Origin of the sequence: Pseudomonas sp. DWP3-1-3b3, assembly GCF_049896305.1 — a bacterium.
In the GTDB taxonomy this organism is placed as follows: Bacteria; Pseudomonadota; Gammaproteobacteria; order Pseudomonadales; family Pseudomonadaceae; genus Aquipseudomonas; species Aquipseudomonas azotoformans_A.
Map to the genome: position 1 here is coordinate 21,632 of NZ_JAFCUA010000002.1, position 18,190 is coordinate 39,821.

Sequence of the window (18,190 nt, forward strand, 5' to 3'; positions counted from 1 at the left end):
AGGTCTCCTCAGCTCAGGCGCAGGCGGCTGGCGCCGACCAGGCGGTTATAGATCAGGTACAGCAACACGGTGGCCAACAGCAGCAAGCCGCCCAACGCCGTGGCCATGCCCCAGTTGATGCTGGTGTTGGTGTAGAACGCCACGAAGTAGCTGACCATCTGGTCGTTCGGGCTGCCCAGCAGAGCCGGGGTGATGTAGTAACCAATCGCCAGGATGAACACCAACAGGCAACCGGCTCCGACACCAGCGTAGGTCTGCGGGAAGTACACGCGCCAGAAGCTGGTAAACGGGTGACAGCCCAGTGAAATCGCCGCGCGCATGTAGGTGGGTGAAATCCCCTTCATCACGCTGTAGATCGGCAGGATCATGAACGGCAACAAGATGTGCACCATGGAGATGTAGACGCCGGTCCGGTTGAACACCAACTCCAGCGGCTTATCGATCAGGCCCATGCCCATCAAGGCGCTGTTGATCAGGCCGCCAGATTGCAGCAGCACGATCCACGCGGCGACTCGCACCAGGATCGAGGTCCAGAACGGCAGCAACACCAGGATCATCAGCAGGTTGCTTTTGCGGGCTGGCAGGTTGGCCAGCAGGTACGCCAGCGGATAGGCCAGCAGCAGGCAGACCGCCGTGATCACCAGGCCCATCCAGAAGGTCCGGGCAAAGATGTCCAGGTAGATCGCCTGGTCCGGCGTGGCCGGCGCCACTTCACCGAGGTCGTCGATGCGGTGATCGACCGCCGCCAGCAGGTAGAACGGCGTCAGGCTGCTGGTATTGCGCCGGATCGCCTGCCAGTACGCCGGGTCGCCCCAGCGTTCATCAAGGTTTTCCAGCGCTTCTTTATAGGAGGCAGGCGCTTCACTGAACGGCAGCGCCCGCGCGGTTTTGGTCAGCAGGCTGCGATAGCCGGCCAGTTCCATGTTCAAGCGCTTGGACAGATCGCCCAAGGTCTGATTTTGACGGGCCTCGCCCAAGTCCTCACTGAGGGCCTGGTACACCGGCTCGCCCGGCAACCCGCGGCCATCCCAGGCCGTCACCGCCACTACAGTACGCGGCAAGCCGCCCACTACTTCCGGGTTGCCGACGCTTTTGAACAGCAGCGCAACAATCGGCACCAGGAACACCAACAGCAAAAACAGCACCAGCGGCGCAATCAAGGCCTGGGCCTTCCAGCGATTGAGCCGCTCGGCACGCGCCAGGCGCTGCTTGAGGGTGGGGCTGTTGACCTCGTTCGAGGGAACGGCGATGGCCATGGCAAACTCCGGTAAGACTAAAAATGACGACAGTTTCTGCGATGTACGACAAACCCTGTGGCGAGCGGGCTTGCCCCGCGTTGGGCTGCGCAGCGGCCCCATTAAACCCACCGCGCTATGCCTGAAAGAGCGCGGCGTCTGGTTTTAGGGCAGCTTCGCAGCCCAACGCGGGGCAAGCCCGCTCGCCACAATTAGCGAACACACCTCAGTGCTGTGTTACTTGGCCGCCCAGGAGTTGAAGCGCTGCTCCAACTGCTCACCGTTATCCGCCCAGAAGCTCACGTCGATCTGCACCTGGTTGGCGATGTTTTCCGGGGTGGTCGGCATGTCCTTGAGGATGTCCTTGGCCAGCAGCGGCACGGCCTGGGTGTTGGCCGGGCCATAGGCGATGTTTTCCGAGTAGGTCTTCTGTTGCTGTGGCTGCACCGAGAAGGCGATGAATTTCTTCGCCGCTTCAGCACGGTCTTTCGCCAGACCCTTAGGAATTGCCCACGCGTCGAAGTCGTAGATGCCGCCGTTCCACACCACTTTCAGGTTGCTTTCTTTCTGCACGGCGGCGATGCGGCCGTTGTAGGCCGAGCTCATCACCACGTCACCCGAAGCCAGGTATTGCGGTGGCTGTGCACCCGCTTCCCACCACTGGATCGATGGCTTGAGTTCGTCGAGTTTCTTGAACGCACGGTCCTGGCCATCTTTGCCGGCCAGCACTTTGTACACGTCCTTCGGCGCTACGCCGTCGGCCATCAGTGCGAATTCCAGGGTGTACTTGGCGCCTTTGCGCAGGCCGCGCTTGCCCGGGAATTTCTTGGTGTCCCAGAAATCCGCCCAACTGGTCGGTGCGCTGGCCAACTTGTCGGCGTTATAGGCGAGCACGGTGGACCAGACGAAGAAGCCCACGCCGCACGGCTGGATCGCGCCCTTCACGTAGTCGGCGCTGTTGCCGAACAGTTTCGGGTCGAGGGGCTCGAACATGTCCTCATCACAGCCACGGGACAGCTCCGGCGACTCCACTTCCACCAGGTCCCAGGACACGCTCTTGGTGTCGACCATGGCTTTGACCTTGGCCATTTCACCGTTGTACTCGCCAGCGATGATCTTGCCATTGCCCGCGCTTTCCCACGGGGCGTAGAAGGCCTTGACCTGGGCCGCCTTGTTCGCGCCGCCAAAGGACACGACCGTCAGGTCCGGGCCTGCCATGGCCTGTGTCGCGCCCATCAAGCCCAAAGCCAGGGCGGAATACTTCAGGGATCTCAACATTGTTGTTCTCTCCACGTGCAGGGTTGGTGAAGCCAGGGGGGCGATCAATTCGCCTCTAGAAGTGGGTCGAGTGCGCGAACGTGCTCGACTTGCCAGCCAATCGGTACCACGTCGCCGACCGCCAGGGCTGGGTCCAGCTCGGCAATCGGTTGTTTCACAAAAAAATCGGCCTTGCCGCAGACTTCCAGGCGCACGCGCACGTGGTCGCCCAGGTAGATGAATTCGGCCACGCGCCCAGAGAAGCGGTTGACGCAGCTTTCGCTGGAGCCATTGAGGCTGACACGCTCCGGGCGCACCGACAGGGTCACCGGACCGCCGACCTGGCCGACATTCACGGCCAGCGCCTCGACCTTCTCGCCGCGCGCCAGCTCCACCACGCAGCGCTCGCCGGTATGACTGTGCAAGCGGCCATTGAGGCGGTTGTTCTCGCCGATGAAGTTGGCGACGAAGGTGTTCTTCGGCTCTTCGTAAAGGGTGCGCGGCGCGGCGATCTGCTGGATCTCGCCCTGGTGGAATACCGCCACACGGTCAGACATGGTCAGCGCCTCACCCTGGTCGTGGGTCACGTACACCACGGTCACGCCGAGGCGCTGGTGCAGGTGTTTGATCTCCATCTGCATGTGTTCGCGCAGTTGCTTGTCGAGGGCGCCGAGGGGTTCGTCCATCAGCACCAGTTGCGGTTCGAACACCAGCGCGCGGGCCAATGCCACGCGCTGTTGCTGGCCGCCGGAGAGTTGCGCCGGGTAGCGCTGGGCGAACGCATCAAGCTGGACCATGCTCAACACGCGCTTGACCCGCTCGCTGATATCGGTCTTGCTCAAGCCCCGCACCGACAGCGGGAACGCCAGGTTCTCGGCCACGGTCATGTGCGGAAACAGCGCGTAATTCTGGAACACCATGCCGATGTCGCGCTTATGCGGCGGCACGTTGTTGATGGAGCGGCCGGCCAGCTGGATTTCGCCGGCGGTCGGCGTTTCAAAGCCGGCGAGCATCATCAGGCTGGTGGTCTTGCCGGACCCGGACGGCCCGAGCAGGGTAAGGAACTCGCCCTTGCGAATCTCCAGGTTGAGGTCTTTGACGATCAGGATCTCGCCGTCGTAGCTCTTCTGCACGCCACGAAAGCTGACCAGCACATCATTTGAATCCACCTCGCTCATACCCGCACCTTTTTGTTTTGGACTGCTGTGAGACAAGCGTAGTCCAGGCGCAAGGCCCCGGAAATCGGGGGCCAGGAGAGAATCGCATCAGCCGGATGGAAGGTTTGGGGTAGGGATTGCCCTACACGGATGGCGCGCACGGGACGGTGCAGCGACAAGAGGCGAGCTGCAAGCAGCAAGAATGGGCTCGGCGGGGTTTTTGCGGTGTCGCTTTCAGGTATGCGGCTAGAGCAGCTTGTGCTCCATGGCGTATTTCACCAACTCCGCGAGGGACGTGATATTGAGCTTTTGCATCAGCCGCGCCTTGTGGGTGCTGATAGTCTTGCTGCTCAGCGCTAACTGTTGAGCGATGTCGTTGACGTTGGCGCCCTGGGCCAGGCGCTCGAACACCGAGAACTCGCGCTCCGACAGTAATGAATGCAGCGGTCGCGTATCGGTGAGGCCCACTTCGAAGACCATCCGGTCGGCCAGGTCCGGGTCGATATAACGTCCACCCGCCGCCACCTTGCGAATCGCCGTGAGCAACAGCGCCGGGTCGCTGTCCTTGGTGGCGTAACCGGCGGCGCCGACCTTCAAGGCGCGGGCGGCCATTTGCGCCTCGTCGTGCATCGACAGCACCAGGATGGCCGGCGGATTGTTCAGCGCACGGATCCGCGCAATCGCTTCCAGGCCGTTGACGCCGGGCATCGAAATGTCCAGCAACACCACCTCGCAGGCAACGTGGCGCAAGGTTTCCAGCAATTGCTCGCCATTGCTGGCCTCCCCCACCACCAACAGGTCTTTGGCCAGGCCGATCAATTGCTTGATGCCTTCACGAACGATGGTGTGGTCTTCGGCTACCAGTACGCGGATCACAGGGACTTCCTCTTGGTGTTATGCATCCAATGGCACCGTGACACTCAGGGTGGTGCCCTCCCCCAACTCGCTGTCCAGGCTCAACTGCCCCCCCATGATCAGCACGCGCTCGCGCATGCCCACCAGGCCAAACGACACCGGGCGGCCCTGGGCCTGGACGAAACCGACGCCATCGTCGCTGATGGTCAGGCGCAAATCCGTGCCCTCCAGGGCCAGGGTCAGTTCCACAGTATGTGCCTGGGCATGGCGCATCACATTGGTCAGCGCCTCCTGCAGGATGCGGAACAGGCCAATGGCCTTGGCATCGCTGAGGGTCGGCAGGTTATCCGGAACCTGCACCAAACAGGGAATTTGCGTGCGCGCTTCAAAGCGCCGCGCCTGCCACTCGATGGCTGAAGCGATCCCCGCATCCAGAATCGGCGGGCGCAGTGCCGTCGCCACATCGCGCACCAACTGGAACAGCTGGGCGATCAAGCGTTTCATGCTGTTCAAGCGTTCATGCAAACCGGGGTCGAGTTGTGCATAGGCCAGCTCGCACATGGAGGTTTCGAGCTTGAGCACGGTGAGCATTTGCCCGAGTTCGTCGTGCACTTCACGGGCGATACGGGCCTTTTCTTCTTCGCGTACGGTTTCCAGGTGGGCGGACAGTTCGCGAAGTTGCGCACGGGAGGCATCCAGTTCCAGCTCGATGCGCTTGCTTTCGCTGATGTCCCACACAATCCCATCCCACACCACCGAGCCGTCTTCCAGACGTCGGGTGACCGCCTTGATCTCGGCCCAGCGCTGTTCGCCCTGGCGTGGAAGAATCCGACCTTGCCAGAACCAGTTGCTCTCAGTATCGGTAGCGTGATCCAGCGTACCGAGGTAACTGGCGCGGTCGTCTGGATGCACCACACTGCGAATCCCCACTTCCGGTCGGCTCAGCACCGCAGGCGCGTAGCCCACCAGGCTTTCGCTGCCCTCACTGATGTAGGCAAATTCGATTTCGTCGCTCAACGGCAAACGCTCCAGACGGAACACCAGCCCCGGCACGTTCGCCGCGATTCCCTGCAGGCGCGCCTCACTTTCCTGCAAGGCCGCCAACGCGCGACGACGCTCGGTGACGTCATTCAGATAAACCACCAGGTATTCGCCGTCGACAAACCGCAGGAAGCTCAAAGACACATCCGCAGGCAACACGCTGCCATCCGCCCGCAGGCAGTCAGTGGCAAAACTCTGCGGTCCCTCCTCACTGGCGCGGGCGCGTCGCCACAGGTTCAGCCAGCGGTCCATGGTGAGGGTGGGATCGAACTCGACCAGCGGCCGCTCGATCAGCGCACCGGGGCCGTAGCCGAGCATGCTTTCGGCCGCGTGATTGGCATAGCGCACGTGGCTGTCCCAGTTGACCCAGAGGATGCCGACAGTACTTTGGTCGATGGAAAACTGTGTCAGCCTTAAGGCCTCGGCACCCGCGGCGCGGGCAGCACTTTCTTCCCGCGCGGCTAACAGGCCGTGTTCCAGCACCCGTTGCTGGCGGCGTTGCCAGAACACCACGGCGAGGCTGGCGAGCAGTAGCAGGCCCAACAATAGACTGAGGTTTTGCCACAGGCCTGGGGACTCCGTCAGCCGTGGGTATTTGGGCTGCAGCCAGCGGTTGTGCAGTTGATCGAGGTCGCGGGCGGGAATCGCACGCAAGGCACTTTGCATGATGCCGGCCAGTTCCGGCCATTCTCGTCGCGTGGCCACCCGCAGCAATTGCGGCAGGCCGATATCGCCTACCACTGCCAGCCCGGCAAACTCCGCCTCGCCGGACAAACGGCTCAACTGCGCTTCATCCACCACCGCATAACGCGCTTGCTGGCTCACCAACAATTGAAGGGCCTGGCGCTCCATCGGTACGCCCTGCAGGTTGAGGCCGGGATAGGTGCTGCGCAGGTAATCAGCCACGGCGCTGGGCATGCGCACGGCAACACGGGATTGCTCATCGAGCTTTTCCAGCTCCACGGCGGCGCCGCCCTCACGGATGCCGACGATGTGTTGCGGCACGCGCATATAAGGGTCGGTGAACAACCACAGGCGCAAACCCGCCGGGGTTTGTTGCAGGCCCGGGGCGATGTCCACTTCGCCCTCACGCACGGCGGCTTCCAGTTGCTCCTGATTGGGGAAATTGCGCCAGGTCAGCTCGATATTCAGCGCCTTGGCCAGCCATTGCATCAACTCGACATTCGCCCCGGACAGCCGCTGCAAACGCCGATCGTATTGCGCGTAGGGCGCCTGCAACACAAGGCCCACCCGCAGCTCCGGGTGCTGGGCCAGCCATTCGCGTTGCTGCGCATTGAGTTGTGCCTGGGGCGCGACGGGCGCAGGGGCGGCATTTGCCATCAAGGCAAGGCACAAACAGCCGATAACCAGCAGACAGCGAAAACCCATGATCCACGTCTCACATCACTGACAAATACTGACCAACCCATTAGGCTGCTGGAATCACTTCAGGCCGGGAATTTACGATGCCCTTTCTTCACCGTTCAGCATTGCCAGCATTGTGCCTGTCGCTGCTTTTTACCAGCGCCTTTTCTGTACAGGCCGCTGACGCACCCGCACCTGCCGCGGAAAAACCGGTAGAGCGCCAGCCCTTGTCCGAGCGCAGCCAGGCAGAAGCCAGCGCCCTCGAACGCAAGATCCCGCAACAAGAACAGCAGCAATTGCAGGCCGGCAGCGATTCATTCCTCGCCCTGTGGAAACCCGCCAACAGCGCCGAGCCTGAAGGCGTGGTGATTATCGTCCCCGGCGCCGGCGAAAATGCTGACTGGCCGCAAGCAATCAGCCCGCTGCGGCACAAATTGCCGGACGCCAACTGGGGCAGTCTCAGCCTGTCGTTACCGGATGTGAGCGTGGATACGCTGCCACCGCGTGTGATGGAAGCGCCCAAGGCGACTGTCGATACCAGCAGCAAGGAAGCGAGCACCGCTGACAAACCCATCGAGCAGGCCGCCAGCGCCGAAGCCGAAGGCACCGACCCGGCGGTTGTGCCGGGCGCCGATGAGCAGGACAAGACCGACGCCTCGCGCATCTTCGACCGCATCGACGCCGCCGTGGCCTTCGCCCAGACCCAGAGCGCACGCAGCGTGGTGCTACTCGGCCATGGCACTGGTGCCTGGTGGGCCGCACGCTATTTGAGCGAGAAACAACCGTCCCAAGTGCAGAAGTTTGTGATGGTGGGCGCGCAGACGCCCAACGGACGGCATCCAGATGTGCAGCAACTGGCCCCCGGCCTGAAGTTGCCGACCGCCGATGTCTTCTATCAAGACAACGCCCAATCACGCAAAAACGCCCTGGCCCGTGTCCAGGCGGCCAAGCGTTTGAAGAATGACGGTTACAAGCAGGTGTCGTTGAAAGCCTTGCCCGGCAACAGTGCTGCCGAGCAGGAGCAGTTATATCGCAGGGTTCGCGGCTGGTTGAGCCCACAGGCCAACGCCGACTGAAACCTACCGGAAGTCCCGGCGCTCGCGAATCAACGTATAGGCAGTGTGCAATTCGCGAGTGCGCTCGGTGGCCTCACGCACTTGCGCGGGGCTGGCGCCGGTGCCGGCGATCTTGTCCGGGTGATGGCGACTGAGCAGGCGACGATAAGCCCGCTTGATCACAGACGGCTCGGTGGTGGCCGTCACCCCGAGCAAGCGCAACGCGTCCTGATAAGTGGGGCCACGGCTGACCAGCGGCTTGCGCTCCGGAGTGTAGTCGGCCGCCAGCGCCTGCAACTGTTGCGGCGTCCACCCCAGCCATTTACCCCATTGGTCGATCAGGTCACGTTCGGCGTCATCCGCCTTGCCGTCCGCCCAGACCATGCGCCAGCACGCGCGCAATACGCCTTCCGCCGCATGGGGCTGAGCCTTGAGCACGCGCAGGTAACTGCGCACCCGGTCGGAGCCGGACTTGCCGCGATTGAACGCCGCAATCGCACGACGCTGGGCCGAGTCGGTCATATCGAGCGAGCGCATCTCCTGACGCGCCTGCTGGATATGCCCATCCACCACCCGGCCATTGCTCTTGGCCAAACGCCCCAGCAACACGAACAACAGCTCGTCATTGCGCAACGCCGGGCGCCCACCCAGGCGCTCGCGCAACTGCGCCCAACTGTGCAGTTGCAGACGGCGGTCCAACGCCTGCCCCAACAGTGCCCCCAACATGGCCCCCGGAATACTGGCAATGGCAAAGCCAGCCCCGGCGCCGATCAGCGTCCCTGGCCACAGCATGTTACTGCCCCGCTGTCAGCAGGGTTTCGACCTGCGCCAAGCGCTCCAGCGTGCCGACATCAATCCAGCGTCCCGCCATGTGTTCCCCCGTTACCAGGCCTTTGGCCATGGCGGTCCGCAGCAGCGGCGCCAGCTTGAAGGCACCCGCGCTGCAACCCGCGAACAGCTTGGGGTCGAGCACTGAAATGCCACTGAAGGTCAGGTTATCGGCACCGGGCGCTGCATCATGAAGCAAACCTTGATCAAGGTAGAAATCACCGCCCGAAGGGTGATGGGCCGGGTTATCGACCATCACCAGATGGGCCAGGCCGTTGAGCGGCTGCTTGAGTTGGGTGAAGTCGTAGTCGGTCCAGATATCGCCATTGACCACCAGGAAAGGTTCATCCCCCAGCAACGGCAATGCCTGGAAAATCCCACCGCCGGTTTCCAACGGCTCACCTTCGGGGGAATAACAGATGCGCAGGCCAAATTGCGCCCCATCCCCCAGGTAGCTTTCGATTTGCTGGCCGAGCCAGGCATGGTTGATCACGATTTCGGTGAAGCCGGCCTTGGCCAGCGCCTCCAGGTGATACTCGATCAGGCGCTTGCCGCCGGCCTGTACCAGCGGCTTGGGCGTGTGCAAGGTCAACGGGCGCATCCGCTCGCCCTTGCCGGCCGCCAGGATCATCGCCTTCATACATAGGCCTCGGCGGGTTGGCGCAGGCTGGCCAGCAGTTCACCCAACGCGCTCAACTCGGGACGATCTGCCAGCACCGCCTCTATATAAGCAAAGAAGCGCGGCACGTCGGCCAGGTAGCGTGGCTTGCCATCGCGATGGCAAATGCGCGCGAAGATACCGATGACCTTGAGGTGGCGTTGCACACCCATCAGGTCGCTGGCGCGCAGGAAATCATCGAAATCCGCCTGCACCGGGATGCTCAGTTGCCCCGCACGTTCCCAATACCCACGCTGCCAGTCCCGCACGCGGGCCTTGGGCCAGCTGAGGAAGGCGTCCTTGAACAGGCAGGTGATGTCGTAGGTGACTGGCCCGTAGACCGCATCCTGGAAATCCAGCACACCGGGGTTAGGCTCGCTGATCATCAGGTTGCGCGGCATATAGTCGCGGTGCACCAATACTTTCGGTTGCGCCAGGGCGCTGTCGATCAGGTGATCACTGACCCGCTGCCAAAGCGCTTGTTGTTGCGCATCCAGTTCGATACCCAGGTGACGGCGCACGTACCACTCCGGAAACAATTCCAGCTCGCGGCGCAGCAAGGCGACGTCATAGCTGGGCAGCGGTGCGTCCATCGGCAATTGCTGGAAGGCCAACAAGGCGTCGATGGCATCGGCAAACAATGCATCGGCGTTTTTGTCGTCAATCACGTCCAGATAGGTTTTTCTGCCCAGGTCATTGAGCAAAAGAAAGCCACGCGACAAATCTTCTGCATAAATTTTTGGAACATTTATTCCTGACTTTGCCAGCAAATGTGCGATATCGACGAAAGGTTTGCAGTTTTCCTGGGGGGGTGGAGCGTCCATGACCACGAAGGTCCGGCCGCCGCCTTCCCATCGGAAGTAGCGCCTGAAACTCGCGTCGCTGCTGGCCGCGGTCAATGTGGCCGGGGGTACGGCACCCCAGTCTTGAGCATTGAAAAGGATCGGCAATTGCTCATCCAGCCAGACTTCCAGCTGTTGTAAACGTAGATCTTGCTCGGGCATTACAAGGGTCTCCGACGGCGCTAGCCGTCAAGCGGGGCATGCTTTATTATCACGCATCTTTTTCAGACCATCGAGAGGCGTGCGGCCCAAACCGCGGGCAGATGGCACGCAGGAAGCCCGGACTAATAAGATGGCATTGAAATCCCCCGCGTTTCGTAGAAAATTTCCGTTGCTGGTAACCGGCAGTCTGCTGGCCTTGCAACCCTTCGCCACCTCATTCGTGGTCGCCGCGGAACAGTATGACTGCTCAGTCTCTGCTTCGGGTGCCTGGGATTGCGCGCCGAAAACCGCCGCAGCCCCGCTACCACCGCGCCCGGTGCATGATGGCGCTGCCATCAGCTCCGCCAACAGCACGGCGCAGGCCGATGCTGGCGGCAAAGCCGAGGCCGAGCCCAAGACCGCACTGGTCACCGAATCCAAGGGCCGTGGCCTGCGCTCGCGCAGCGCCGATTACAGCCACCTGGACTGGGTACCACGCGAGAAGCTGACCGCAGCGCAGCTGGCCGAAACCGGCCCGTACTGCGGCGGTGCGTACATCGAGCCGACTCGTCCTGGCATGAACGACAAGACGAACAAGAGCGATGCGCCCACCTTCATCGGTGCCAAAGCCTCGCGTTACGAGCAGGAGTCGCAAGTCGCGACCCTGGCCGGTGACGTCGTCATGCGCCAGGGCAGCATGCAGTTGGAATCTGAAGAAGCCAGCCTGTACCAGGCCGAAAACCGTGGCGAGCTGAACGGCAAGGTCCGTCTGCGCGACAACGGTGCACTGATCGTGGGCGACCATGCCGAAGTGCAACTCGATACCGGCGCGGCCCAGATCGACAACGCCGAATACGTGCTGCACAAATCGCGTATCCGCGGTAACGCGCTGTACGCCAAGCGTGCTGAAAACGCGATTATCCGTCTCAAGGACGGTACGTACACCACTTGCGAGCCAGACAGCAACGCCTGGCAGCTCAGGGGCAACAACATCACGTTGAACCCGGCCACCGGTTTCGGTACGGCCACCAACGCGACGTTGCGGATCAAGAACATCCCGATCCTGTACACCCCTTACATCTATTTCCCGATCGACGACCGTCGTCAATCCGGCTTCCTGCCGCCAAGCTTCAGCACCGGCAGCGAAACCGGCTTCACCCTGGTGACGCCGTACTACTTCAACCTGGCGCCCAACTACGACGCCACGTTGTACCCGCAGTACATGACCAAGCGCGGCATGATGATGGAAGGCGAATTCCGCTACCTCACCAAGTCCAGCGAAGGCCAGTTCGGCGGCGCGTACCTGAACGACGACAACGACGAGCGCAAGCTTCAGACCGACTACGAAAAAACCCGCTACATGCTCAATTGGCAGCACAAAGGCGGGTTGGATTCGCGTGTACTGACCCAGGTCGACTACACCACGATCAGCGACCCTTACTACTTCCAGGACCTCAAGTCCTATCAGGAAGGTGTAGAGAGCCGCGACTACATCAACCAGCAAGGCTCCGTGGCTTATCGCGGCGACAGCTTCCAGGCTCGCTTGAACCTGCAGGCCTACCAGCTGGCAACGATTTCCCAGATCACGCCGTATGACCGCCTGCCGCAGATCACGTTCAATGGTCAGCTACCGTACCATCCGGGTGGCTTGAACTTCAGCTATGAGACAGAAGCCGTACGCTTCGACCGTGACCTGGAGAATGGTAACTTCACCAATGAGAACGGTGGCTCGGAAGCGCGCCTGGACACTTACGTCCGCGGCCTGACCCGTGCCAACGGTACGCGCCTGAACGTGGCGCCGGCCGTCGAATACCCGATGGAGTCGACTTACGGCTTCATCACACCGAAGCTCAAGTACGTGTACACCAAGTACGACCTGGACCTGGACAACATCGGCAAGAACCAGATCGTTGCTGATCAGGCTGCATCAGTGGCGGCCGGGACCCAGTACGCAGGCGGCACCTTCAAGAGCTCCCAGAACCGCGCGGTTCCAGTGGCCAGCATCGACAGCGGCCTGTACTTCGACCGCAACACCAACTGGTTCGGCAAGGACTATCGCCAAACTTTGGAACCGCGTGCGTTCTACCTGTACGTGCCGAACAAGGACCAGGCTGATATCCCGGTGTTCGACACCAGCGAATACTCGTTCAGCTACGCGTCGCTGTTCCGCGACAACCGCTTCAGCGGCTCCGACCGTATCGGCGACGAGAACAAACTGTCCCTGGGCTTGACCAGCCGCTGGATCGAAGAAAACGGCTTCGAGCGTCAGCGCGTAGCCATTGGCCAGGCGCTGTACTTCAAGGATCGTGAAGTGCAACTGCCAGGCATCCTGGCGGCTGACCGTGCCGACGCACAGTCCGATGTTTCGCCGGTTGCCCTGGACTATGAGTTCCGCTTCAACCGTGACTGGCGCGCCACTGCCGACTACAACTGGGATACTGAGGAACACAGTCCTCGTTCCGGCAGCGCGATGCTTCACTACCAGCCGGAAGACAACCCGAACAAGATCATCAACGTCGGTTATCGCTATCGTAACGACCAGGTCGTCTACAACCAGCTGACCGGCAAATGGCAGTTCGGTGGTGACTACGGCACGCCAGGCGCAGATAACTATGTGAAGGATTACTACAAAATCCAACAACATGACTTCTCGATGATGTGGCCGATCATTCCCCAGTGGAACCTGATCACCCGCTGGCAGTATGACTACGCCCGCAACCGCACCCTGGAAGCCTTCGGTGGTTTCGAGTACGACAACTGCTGCTGGAAACTGCGCGTCATCAACCGTTACTGGGTTTCCAACGACGAATACAGCCAGATCGCCCCGCTTAACGAAAAGGGTGACCACGGGCTCTTCTTCCAGATCGTCCTCAAAGGACTCGGCGGCCTGACCGGCGCCAAGGTAGAGAGCTTCCTCGACAAAGGCATTGAAGGTTATCGTGAACGTGAAAACCAAGCTTTCTGATTGTCTGCGCCCGCTAGTGCTGGGCGCACTGTTCCTGGGCACCGCATCGGCGCACGCTGCGGTTCAAGAACTGGATAAGGTAGTGGCCATCGTCGATAACGACGTGATCATGCAGAGCCAACTGGACCAACGTGTCAAGGAAGTCCAGCAAACCATCGCCAAGCGTGGCGGTGGCGTGCCACCGACCAGCGTCCTGGACCAGCAGGTGCTGGAGCGCCTGATCGTCGAGAACCTGCAATTGCAGATCGGCGATCGTTCCGGCATCCGTATTTCGGACGAAGAACTGAACCAGGCCGTGGGCACCATTGCCCAGCGCAACAACATGAGCATCGACCAGTTCCGTGCTGCCCTGGCCCACGACGGTTTGTCCTATGAGGACGCCCGTGACCAGATCCGCCGTGAAATGATCATCAGCCGTGTGCGTCAGCGCCGTGTGGCCGAGCGGGTTCAGGTGTCCGAGCAGGAAGTGAAGAACTTCCTGGCGTCGGACCTGGGCAAGATGCAGCTTTCCGAAGAACTGCACCTGGCCAACATCCTGATCCCGACACCGGACAGCGCCAACTCCGAGCAGCTCAATGCAGCGGCCGCCAAAACCCAGGCTATCTATGATCGCTTGAAGGCCGGTGCCGATTTCGCCCAAATGGCGATCGCCCAGTCCGGCAGCGACAACGCACTGGAAGGCGGCGACATGGGCTGGCGTAAAGCGGCTCAATTGCCGCCTCCGTTCGACCGCGAGCTGAGTGCAATGGAAGTGGGTGGCATCACCCAACCTGCGCGTACACCGGGTGGTTTCATTATCCTGAAGCTCCTGGAAAAACGCGGCGGCGAAACATCGCTCAAGGATGAGGTGCACGTTCGCCACATCCTGGTCAAACCAAGCGAAATCCGCACCGAAGCCCAAACCAAGGAACTGGCCCAGAAGATCTATGACCGCATCCAGAGCGGTGAAGACTTCGCCACCCTGGCCAAGAGCTTCTCGGAAGACCCGGGTTCTGCCCTCAACGGCGGCGATCTGAACTGGATCGATCCGAAAGCCCTGGTGCCGGAGTTCCAGCAGGTGATGGCCGATACCCCGCAGGGCGTATTGTCCAAGCCGTTCAAGACCCAATATGGCTGGCATGTGCTGGAAGTCCTTGGCCGTCGCGCCACCGACAACACCAACCAAGCCCGCGAGCAACAAGCGCTGAACGTATTGCGTAACCGCAAATACGACGAAGAGCTGCAAACCTGGCTGCGTCAGATCCGCGACGAAGCCTATGTTGAGAACAAGCTGCCAGGCGCCCAGACAGGCACCGACCAGGCAGCGCAGTGAAACCCCAGCGTTTCGCGGTGACACCCGGCGAGCCGGCCGGCATTGGTCCTGACCTGTGCCTGCTGCTCGCCTCGCAACCCCAGCCACACCCCCTGATTGCCATTACCAGCCGCGACTTGCTCCTTGAGCGGGCCGCGCAGCTGGGTGTGGCTGTCACACTGCTGGACACAGCGCCGGGCAACTGGCCCGACCTGCCTGCCCCCGCTGGCAGCCTGTATGTGTGGGATACCCCGCTGCAGGCCAAGGTAGTCGCCGGGCAACTCAACAAAGCCAACGCAGCGTTCGTGCTGGAAACCCTCACTCGCGCCGGACAAGGCTGCATCGATGGCGACTTCGCCGGCATGATCACTGCGCCGGTGCATAAGGGCGTGATCAACGAATCCGGTATCGCGTTTTCGGGCCACACCGAATTCCTCGCCGAGCTGACCCACACCGAACAAGTCGTCATGATGCTGGCCACGCGTGGCCTTCGGGTCGCCTTGGTGACCACGCACCTGCCGCTGCGCGAGATTGCCGATGCCATTACCGTCGAGCGGGTGGAACGCGTCACGCGGATCCTGCACGCCGACCTGCAACAGAAATTCGGCATCGCCCAACCGCGCATCCTGGTCTGCGGGCTCAACCCGCACGCCGGCGAAGGCGGCCACTTGGGCCATGAAGAAATCGACATCATCGAACCCACCCTGGAGCGTCTGCGCCAAGAAGGCATGGACCTGCGCGGCCCACTGCCTGCGGACACTCTGTTTACCCCCAAATATCTGGAGCACTGCGATGCAGTGCTGGCGATGTACCACGACCAGGGGCTGCCGGTGCTTAAATACAAAGGCTTCGGCGCCGCAGTCAACGTGACACTGGGCCTGCCGATCATCCGCACCTCCGTCGACCATGGCACTGCCCTGGACCTCGCGGGCAGCGGCAAGATCGATACCGGCAGCCTGCACGTGGCCCTGGAAACCGCCTATCAGATGGCCGAGACCCGTATATGACTGAGCATTACCAACACCGGGCGCGCAAGCGCTTCGGGCAAAACTTCCTGCACGACGCTGGCGTGATCGACCGCATCCTGCGTTCCATCCATGCCAAGCCTGAAGACCGCCTGCTGGAAATCGGCCCGGGCCAGGGCGCGCTGACCCAAGGCCTGCTGGCCAGCGGCGGCCAACTGGACGTGGTGGAGTTGGACAAGGACCTGATCCCGATCCTCAACCAACAGTTCGCCGGCATGCCCAACTTCAACCTGCATCAGGGTGATGCGCTGAAGTTCGACTTCAACACCCTCAACGCCGCGCCTAACAGCCTGCGTGTGGTGGGTAACCTGCCGTACAACATCTCTACGCCGCTGATATTCCACCTGCTGAACAACGCAGGCATCATCCGCGACATGCACTTCATGCTGCAAAAGGAAGTGGTAGAACGCCTGGCTGCTGGCCCTGGTGGTGGTGATTGGGGCCGTCTGTCGATCATGGTTCAGTACCACTGCCGCGTCGAACACCTGTTCAACGTGGGCCCTGGTGCGTTCAACCCGCCGCCGAAGGTCGACTCGGCCATCGTGCGCCTGGTGCCCCACGCCGTGTTGCCCCATCCGGCCAAGGACCACAAATTGCTGGAGCGCGTGGTGCGCGAAGCATTCAACCAACGCCGCAAGACCCTGCGCAACACGCTCAAGGCCCTGCTGAGCAACGCCGAGATCGAAGCCGCCGGCGTCGATGGCAGCTTGCGTCCTGAGCAACTCGACCTGGCTGCCTTCGTGCGCCTGGCCGACCAGTTGGCCATCCAGCCTGCGCCAACCGCAGACTGACAGCGCCAGGCAAGGCCAGACACATGTCTGGCCTAGTGCCCTCCTCTTGGCCTAGACTGACCCGCATCTGCTGTCCTCCGCTTTTAAGGCCTCTTGCATGTCCGATCCTCGCTACCAGATCGACGTCAGCGTCGTCACCCGCTTCCTGGCGGACCAATCCCAACCTGAACACAACCGCTTCGCCTTTGCCTACACCATCACGGTGAAAAACAACGGGCTGGTGCCGGCCAAGCTGTTGTCGCGCCACTGGGTGATCACCGACGGTGACGGCCAGGTCGAAGAAGTGCGCGGCGCCGGTGTGGTGGGTCAGCAACCATTGATCGACAGTGGCGCCAGCCATACCTACAGCAGCGGCACGGTAATGACCTCCAAAGTCGGCACCATGCAAGGCTCGTATCAAATGAAAGCCACCGATGGCCAACTGTTCGACGCCATCATCGCGCCCTTCCGCCTCGCCGTGCCGGGAGCCCTGCACTGATGGCGACGTATGCGGTCGGCGACCTGCAAGGCTGCCTGGAACCCCTGAAGTGCCTGCTTGACCGCGTGGCCTTCGACCCGGCCAACGATCGCCTGTGGCTGGTGGGTGACCTGGTCAATCGCGGTCCGCAATCCCTGGAAACGCTGCGCTATTTATATAGCCTGCGCGACTCTTTGGTCTGCGTATTGGGCAACCACGACCTGCACCTGCTGGCAGCCGCCAATAACATTGAGCGCCTGAAAAAGGGCGATACCCTGCGGGAAATCCTCGAGGCTCCGGATCGCGCCGAGCTGCTCGACTGGCTGCGCCGGCAGAAAATCCTGCATTACGACGAAGCCCGCAACATGGCGCTGGTCCATGCAGGCATCCCGCCGCAATGGACACTGAAGAAAGCCCTCAAGTACGCCGCCGAAGTCGAAAGTGCCCTGGCCGATGACAACCTCTATACCGCCTACCTCGACGGCATGTACGGCAACGAGCCCGTGAAGTGGGACAACGACCTCAGCGGCGTCACGCGCCTGCGGGTCATCACCAACTACTTCACGCGCATGCGCTTCTGTACCGCCGAGGGCAAGCTCGACCTCAAGAGCAAGGAAGGCGCGGACACCGCGCTGCCGGGCTACAAGCCGTGGTTCGCTCACAAAGAGCGCAAGACCCGTGACACCCAGATCATTTTTGGCCATTGGGCGGCCCTTGAGGGCAAGTGCAATGAGCCCGGCGTATTCGCCCTCGACACCGGTTGTGTGTGGGGCGGCGCCATGACCCTGATGAACATCGACACCGGCGAGCGTTATAGCTGCCAGTGCGAACCCCCTCTTCCCGTTACACTGCCGGCTACTGCCAAGCCATAGGAGCCCGCCATGAGCGAATTCAAACGTATCCCTCCCGAACAAGCCCAGGCCCTGCGCGAGCAAGGCGCGGTGGTGGTCGATATCCGTGACCAACCGACCTACGCAGCCGCCCACATCACCGGCGCCCAGCACCTGGACAACGTCAACATTGCCGATTTCATCCGCGCCGCCGACCTGGACGCGCCGGTGATCGTGGCCTGTTACCACGGCAATTCCAGCCAGAGCGCAGCAGCCTATCTGATCAGCCAGGGCTTCTCCGACGTCTATAGCCTGGACGGCGGCTTTGAACTGTGGCGTACGACTTATCCTGCGGAAATTTCTTCAGGCAATTCGCAATAATTTTTTTCACACCCCG

16 protein-coding genes are annotated in these 18,190 nt (G+C 61.6%); 8 read left to right on the forward strand and 8 right to left on the reverse strand.

Going from position 1 to position 18,190, the window contains the following annotated elements; translation table 11 throughout:
- Nucleotides 1-8: 8 nt before the first annotated feature.
- The 5 genes from ACP7BX_RS06470 to ACP7BX_RS06490 form a co-directional block, all read right to left on the reverse strand.
- Nucleotides 9-1,256 carry an ABC transporter permease gene (locus ACP7BX_RS06470; RefSeq protein ID WP_426130533.1) on the reverse strand — a complete coding sequence of 416 codons (1,248 nt, stop codon included), beginning with the start codon at nucleotides 1,254-1,256 and terminating at the stop codon, nucleotides 9-11.
- 216 nt (nucleotides 1,257-1,472) lie between these two features.
- The gene (locus ACP7BX_RS06475) at nucleotides 1,473-2,513 is read right to left on the reverse strand and encodes an ABC transporter substrate-binding protein (protein WP_033898127.1); all 1,041 of its coding nucleotides are present in this window, start codon (nucleotides 2,511-2,513) and stop codon (nucleotides 1,473-1,475) included.
- A gap of 44 nt (nucleotides 2,514-2,557) precedes the next feature.
- Complete coding sequence (locus ACP7BX_RS06480; protein WP_426130536.1) at nucleotides 2,558-3,670, reverse strand: ABC transporter ATP-binding protein; 1,113 nt, start codon at nucleotides 3,668-3,670, stop codon at nucleotides 2,558-2,560.
- 225 nt (nucleotides 3,671-3,895) lie between these two features.
- Nucleotides 3,896-4,525 carry a response regulator gene (locus tag ACP7BX_RS06485; RefSeq protein ID WP_016977885.1) on the reverse strand — a complete coding sequence of 210 codons (630 nt, stop codon included), beginning with the start codon at nucleotides 4,523-4,525 and terminating at the stop codon, nucleotides 3,896-3,898.
- A gap of 18 nt (nucleotides 4,526-4,543) precedes the next feature.
- Complete coding sequence (locus tag ACP7BX_RS06490; protein ID WP_426130538.1) at nucleotides 4,544-6,934, reverse strand: PAS domain-containing sensor histidine kinase; 2,391 nt, start codon at nucleotides 6,932-6,934, stop codon at nucleotides 4,544-4,546.
- 77 nt (nucleotides 6,935-7,011) lie between these two features.
- Here ACP7BX_RS06490 and ACP7BX_RS06495 point away from each other — a divergent pair, with 77 nt between their 5' ends.
- Nucleotides 7,012-7,986 (forward strand): alpha/beta hydrolase family protein, encoded by a 975-nt coding sequence (locus tag ACP7BX_RS06495; protein ID WP_314530501.1) that lies wholly within the window; start codon nucleotides 7,012-7,014, stop codon nucleotides 7,984-7,986.
- A 3-nt stretch (nucleotides 7,987-7,989) separates the two neighbouring features.
- On the opposite strand, the gene ACP7BX_RS06500 is transcribed toward ACP7BX_RS06495, so the two are convergent.
- The 3 genes from ACP7BX_RS06500 to ACP7BX_RS06510 are packed head-to-tail and all read right to left on the reverse strand — an operon-like array spanning nucleotide 7,990 to nucleotide 10,455.
- Entirely contained in the window at nucleotides 7,990-8,757 is a 768-nt protein-coding gene (locus ACP7BX_RS06500; protein WP_033898122.1) for a TerB family tellurite resistance protein, read from the reverse strand.
- Between the two features lies 1 nt (nucleotide 8,758).
- Complete coding sequence (gene murU / locus ACP7BX_RS06505) at nucleotides 8,759-9,433, reverse strand: N-acetylmuramate alpha-1-phosphate uridylyltransferase MurU (RefSeq protein WP_426130541.1); 675 nt, start codon at nucleotides 9,431-9,433, stop codon at nucleotides 8,759-8,761.
- Nucleotides 9,430-10,455, reverse strand: coding sequence for an aminoglycoside phosphotransferase family protein (locus ACP7BX_RS06510; protein ID WP_426130543.1), 1,026 nt, complete (start codon nucleotides 10,453-10,455; stop codon nucleotides 9,430-9,432). Before ACP7BX_RS06510 ends, murU begins: the two co-directional genes overlap by 4 nt.
- Before the next feature lie 130 nt (nucleotides 10,456-10,585).
- Between ACP7BX_RS06510 and ACP7BX_RS06515 the strand changes: the two genes are divergently transcribed.
- The 7 genes from ACP7BX_RS06515 (at nucleotide 10,586) to glpE (ending at nucleotide 18,174) form a co-directional block, all read left to right on the forward strand.
- Nucleotides 10,586-13,399: an LPS-assembly protein LptD gene (locus tag ACP7BX_RS06515; protein WP_314530491.1), complete on the forward strand. Its 2,814-nt coding sequence runs from the start codon at nucleotides 10,586-10,588 to the stop codon at nucleotides 13,397-13,399.
- On the forward strand, nucleotides 13,374-14,711 hold the full coding sequence (locus ACP7BX_RS06520) for a peptidylprolyl isomerase (RefSeq protein ID WP_016977878.1): 1,338 nt from the start codon (nucleotides 13,374-13,376) through the stop codon (nucleotides 14,709-14,711). Before ACP7BX_RS06515 ends, ACP7BX_RS06520 begins: the two co-directional genes overlap by 26 nt.
- Nucleotides 14,708-15,697, forward strand: a complete 990-nt coding sequence (gene pdxA / locus ACP7BX_RS06525) for a 4-hydroxythreonine-4-phosphate dehydrogenase PdxA (protein ID WP_269132166.1) — start codon at nucleotides 14,708-14,710, stop codon at nucleotides 15,695-15,697. Before ACP7BX_RS06520 ends, pdxA begins: the two co-directional genes overlap by 4 nt.
- Nucleotides 15,694-16,506 carry a 16S rRNA (adenine(1518)-N(6)/adenine(1519)-N(6))-dimethyltransferase RsmA gene (gene rsmA, locus ACP7BX_RS06530; RefSeq protein WP_033898116.1) on the forward strand — a complete coding sequence of 271 codons (813 nt, stop codon included), beginning with the start codon at nucleotides 15,694-15,696 and terminating at the stop codon, nucleotides 16,504-16,506. The genes pdxA and rsmA overlap by 4 nt, the downstream gene beginning before the upstream one ends.
- 97 nt (nucleotides 16,507-16,603) lie before the next feature.
- Nucleotides 16,604-16,984 carry a Co2+/Mg2+ efflux protein ApaG gene (apaG, locus tag ACP7BX_RS06535; protein WP_061434361.1) on the forward strand — a complete coding sequence of 127 codons (381 nt, stop codon included), beginning with the start codon at nucleotides 16,604-16,606 and terminating at the stop codon, nucleotides 16,982-16,984.
- The gene (locus tag ACP7BX_RS06540; RefSeq protein ID WP_426130546.1) at nucleotides 16,984-17,835 is read left to right on the forward strand and encodes a symmetrical bis(5'-nucleosyl)-tetraphosphatase; all 852 of its coding nucleotides are present in this window, start codon (nucleotides 16,984-16,986) and stop codon (nucleotides 17,833-17,835) included. Before apaG ends, ACP7BX_RS06540 begins: the two co-directional genes overlap by 1 nt.
- 9 nt (nucleotides 17,836-17,844) lie before the next feature.
- Nucleotides 17,845-18,174: a thiosulfate sulfurtransferase GlpE gene (gene glpE, locus ACP7BX_RS06545; RefSeq protein ID WP_033898114.1), complete on the forward strand. Its 330-nt coding sequence runs from the start codon at nucleotides 17,845-17,847 to the stop codon at nucleotides 18,172-18,174.
- The last annotated feature ends 16 nt before the right edge of the window (nucleotides 18,175-18,190 follow it).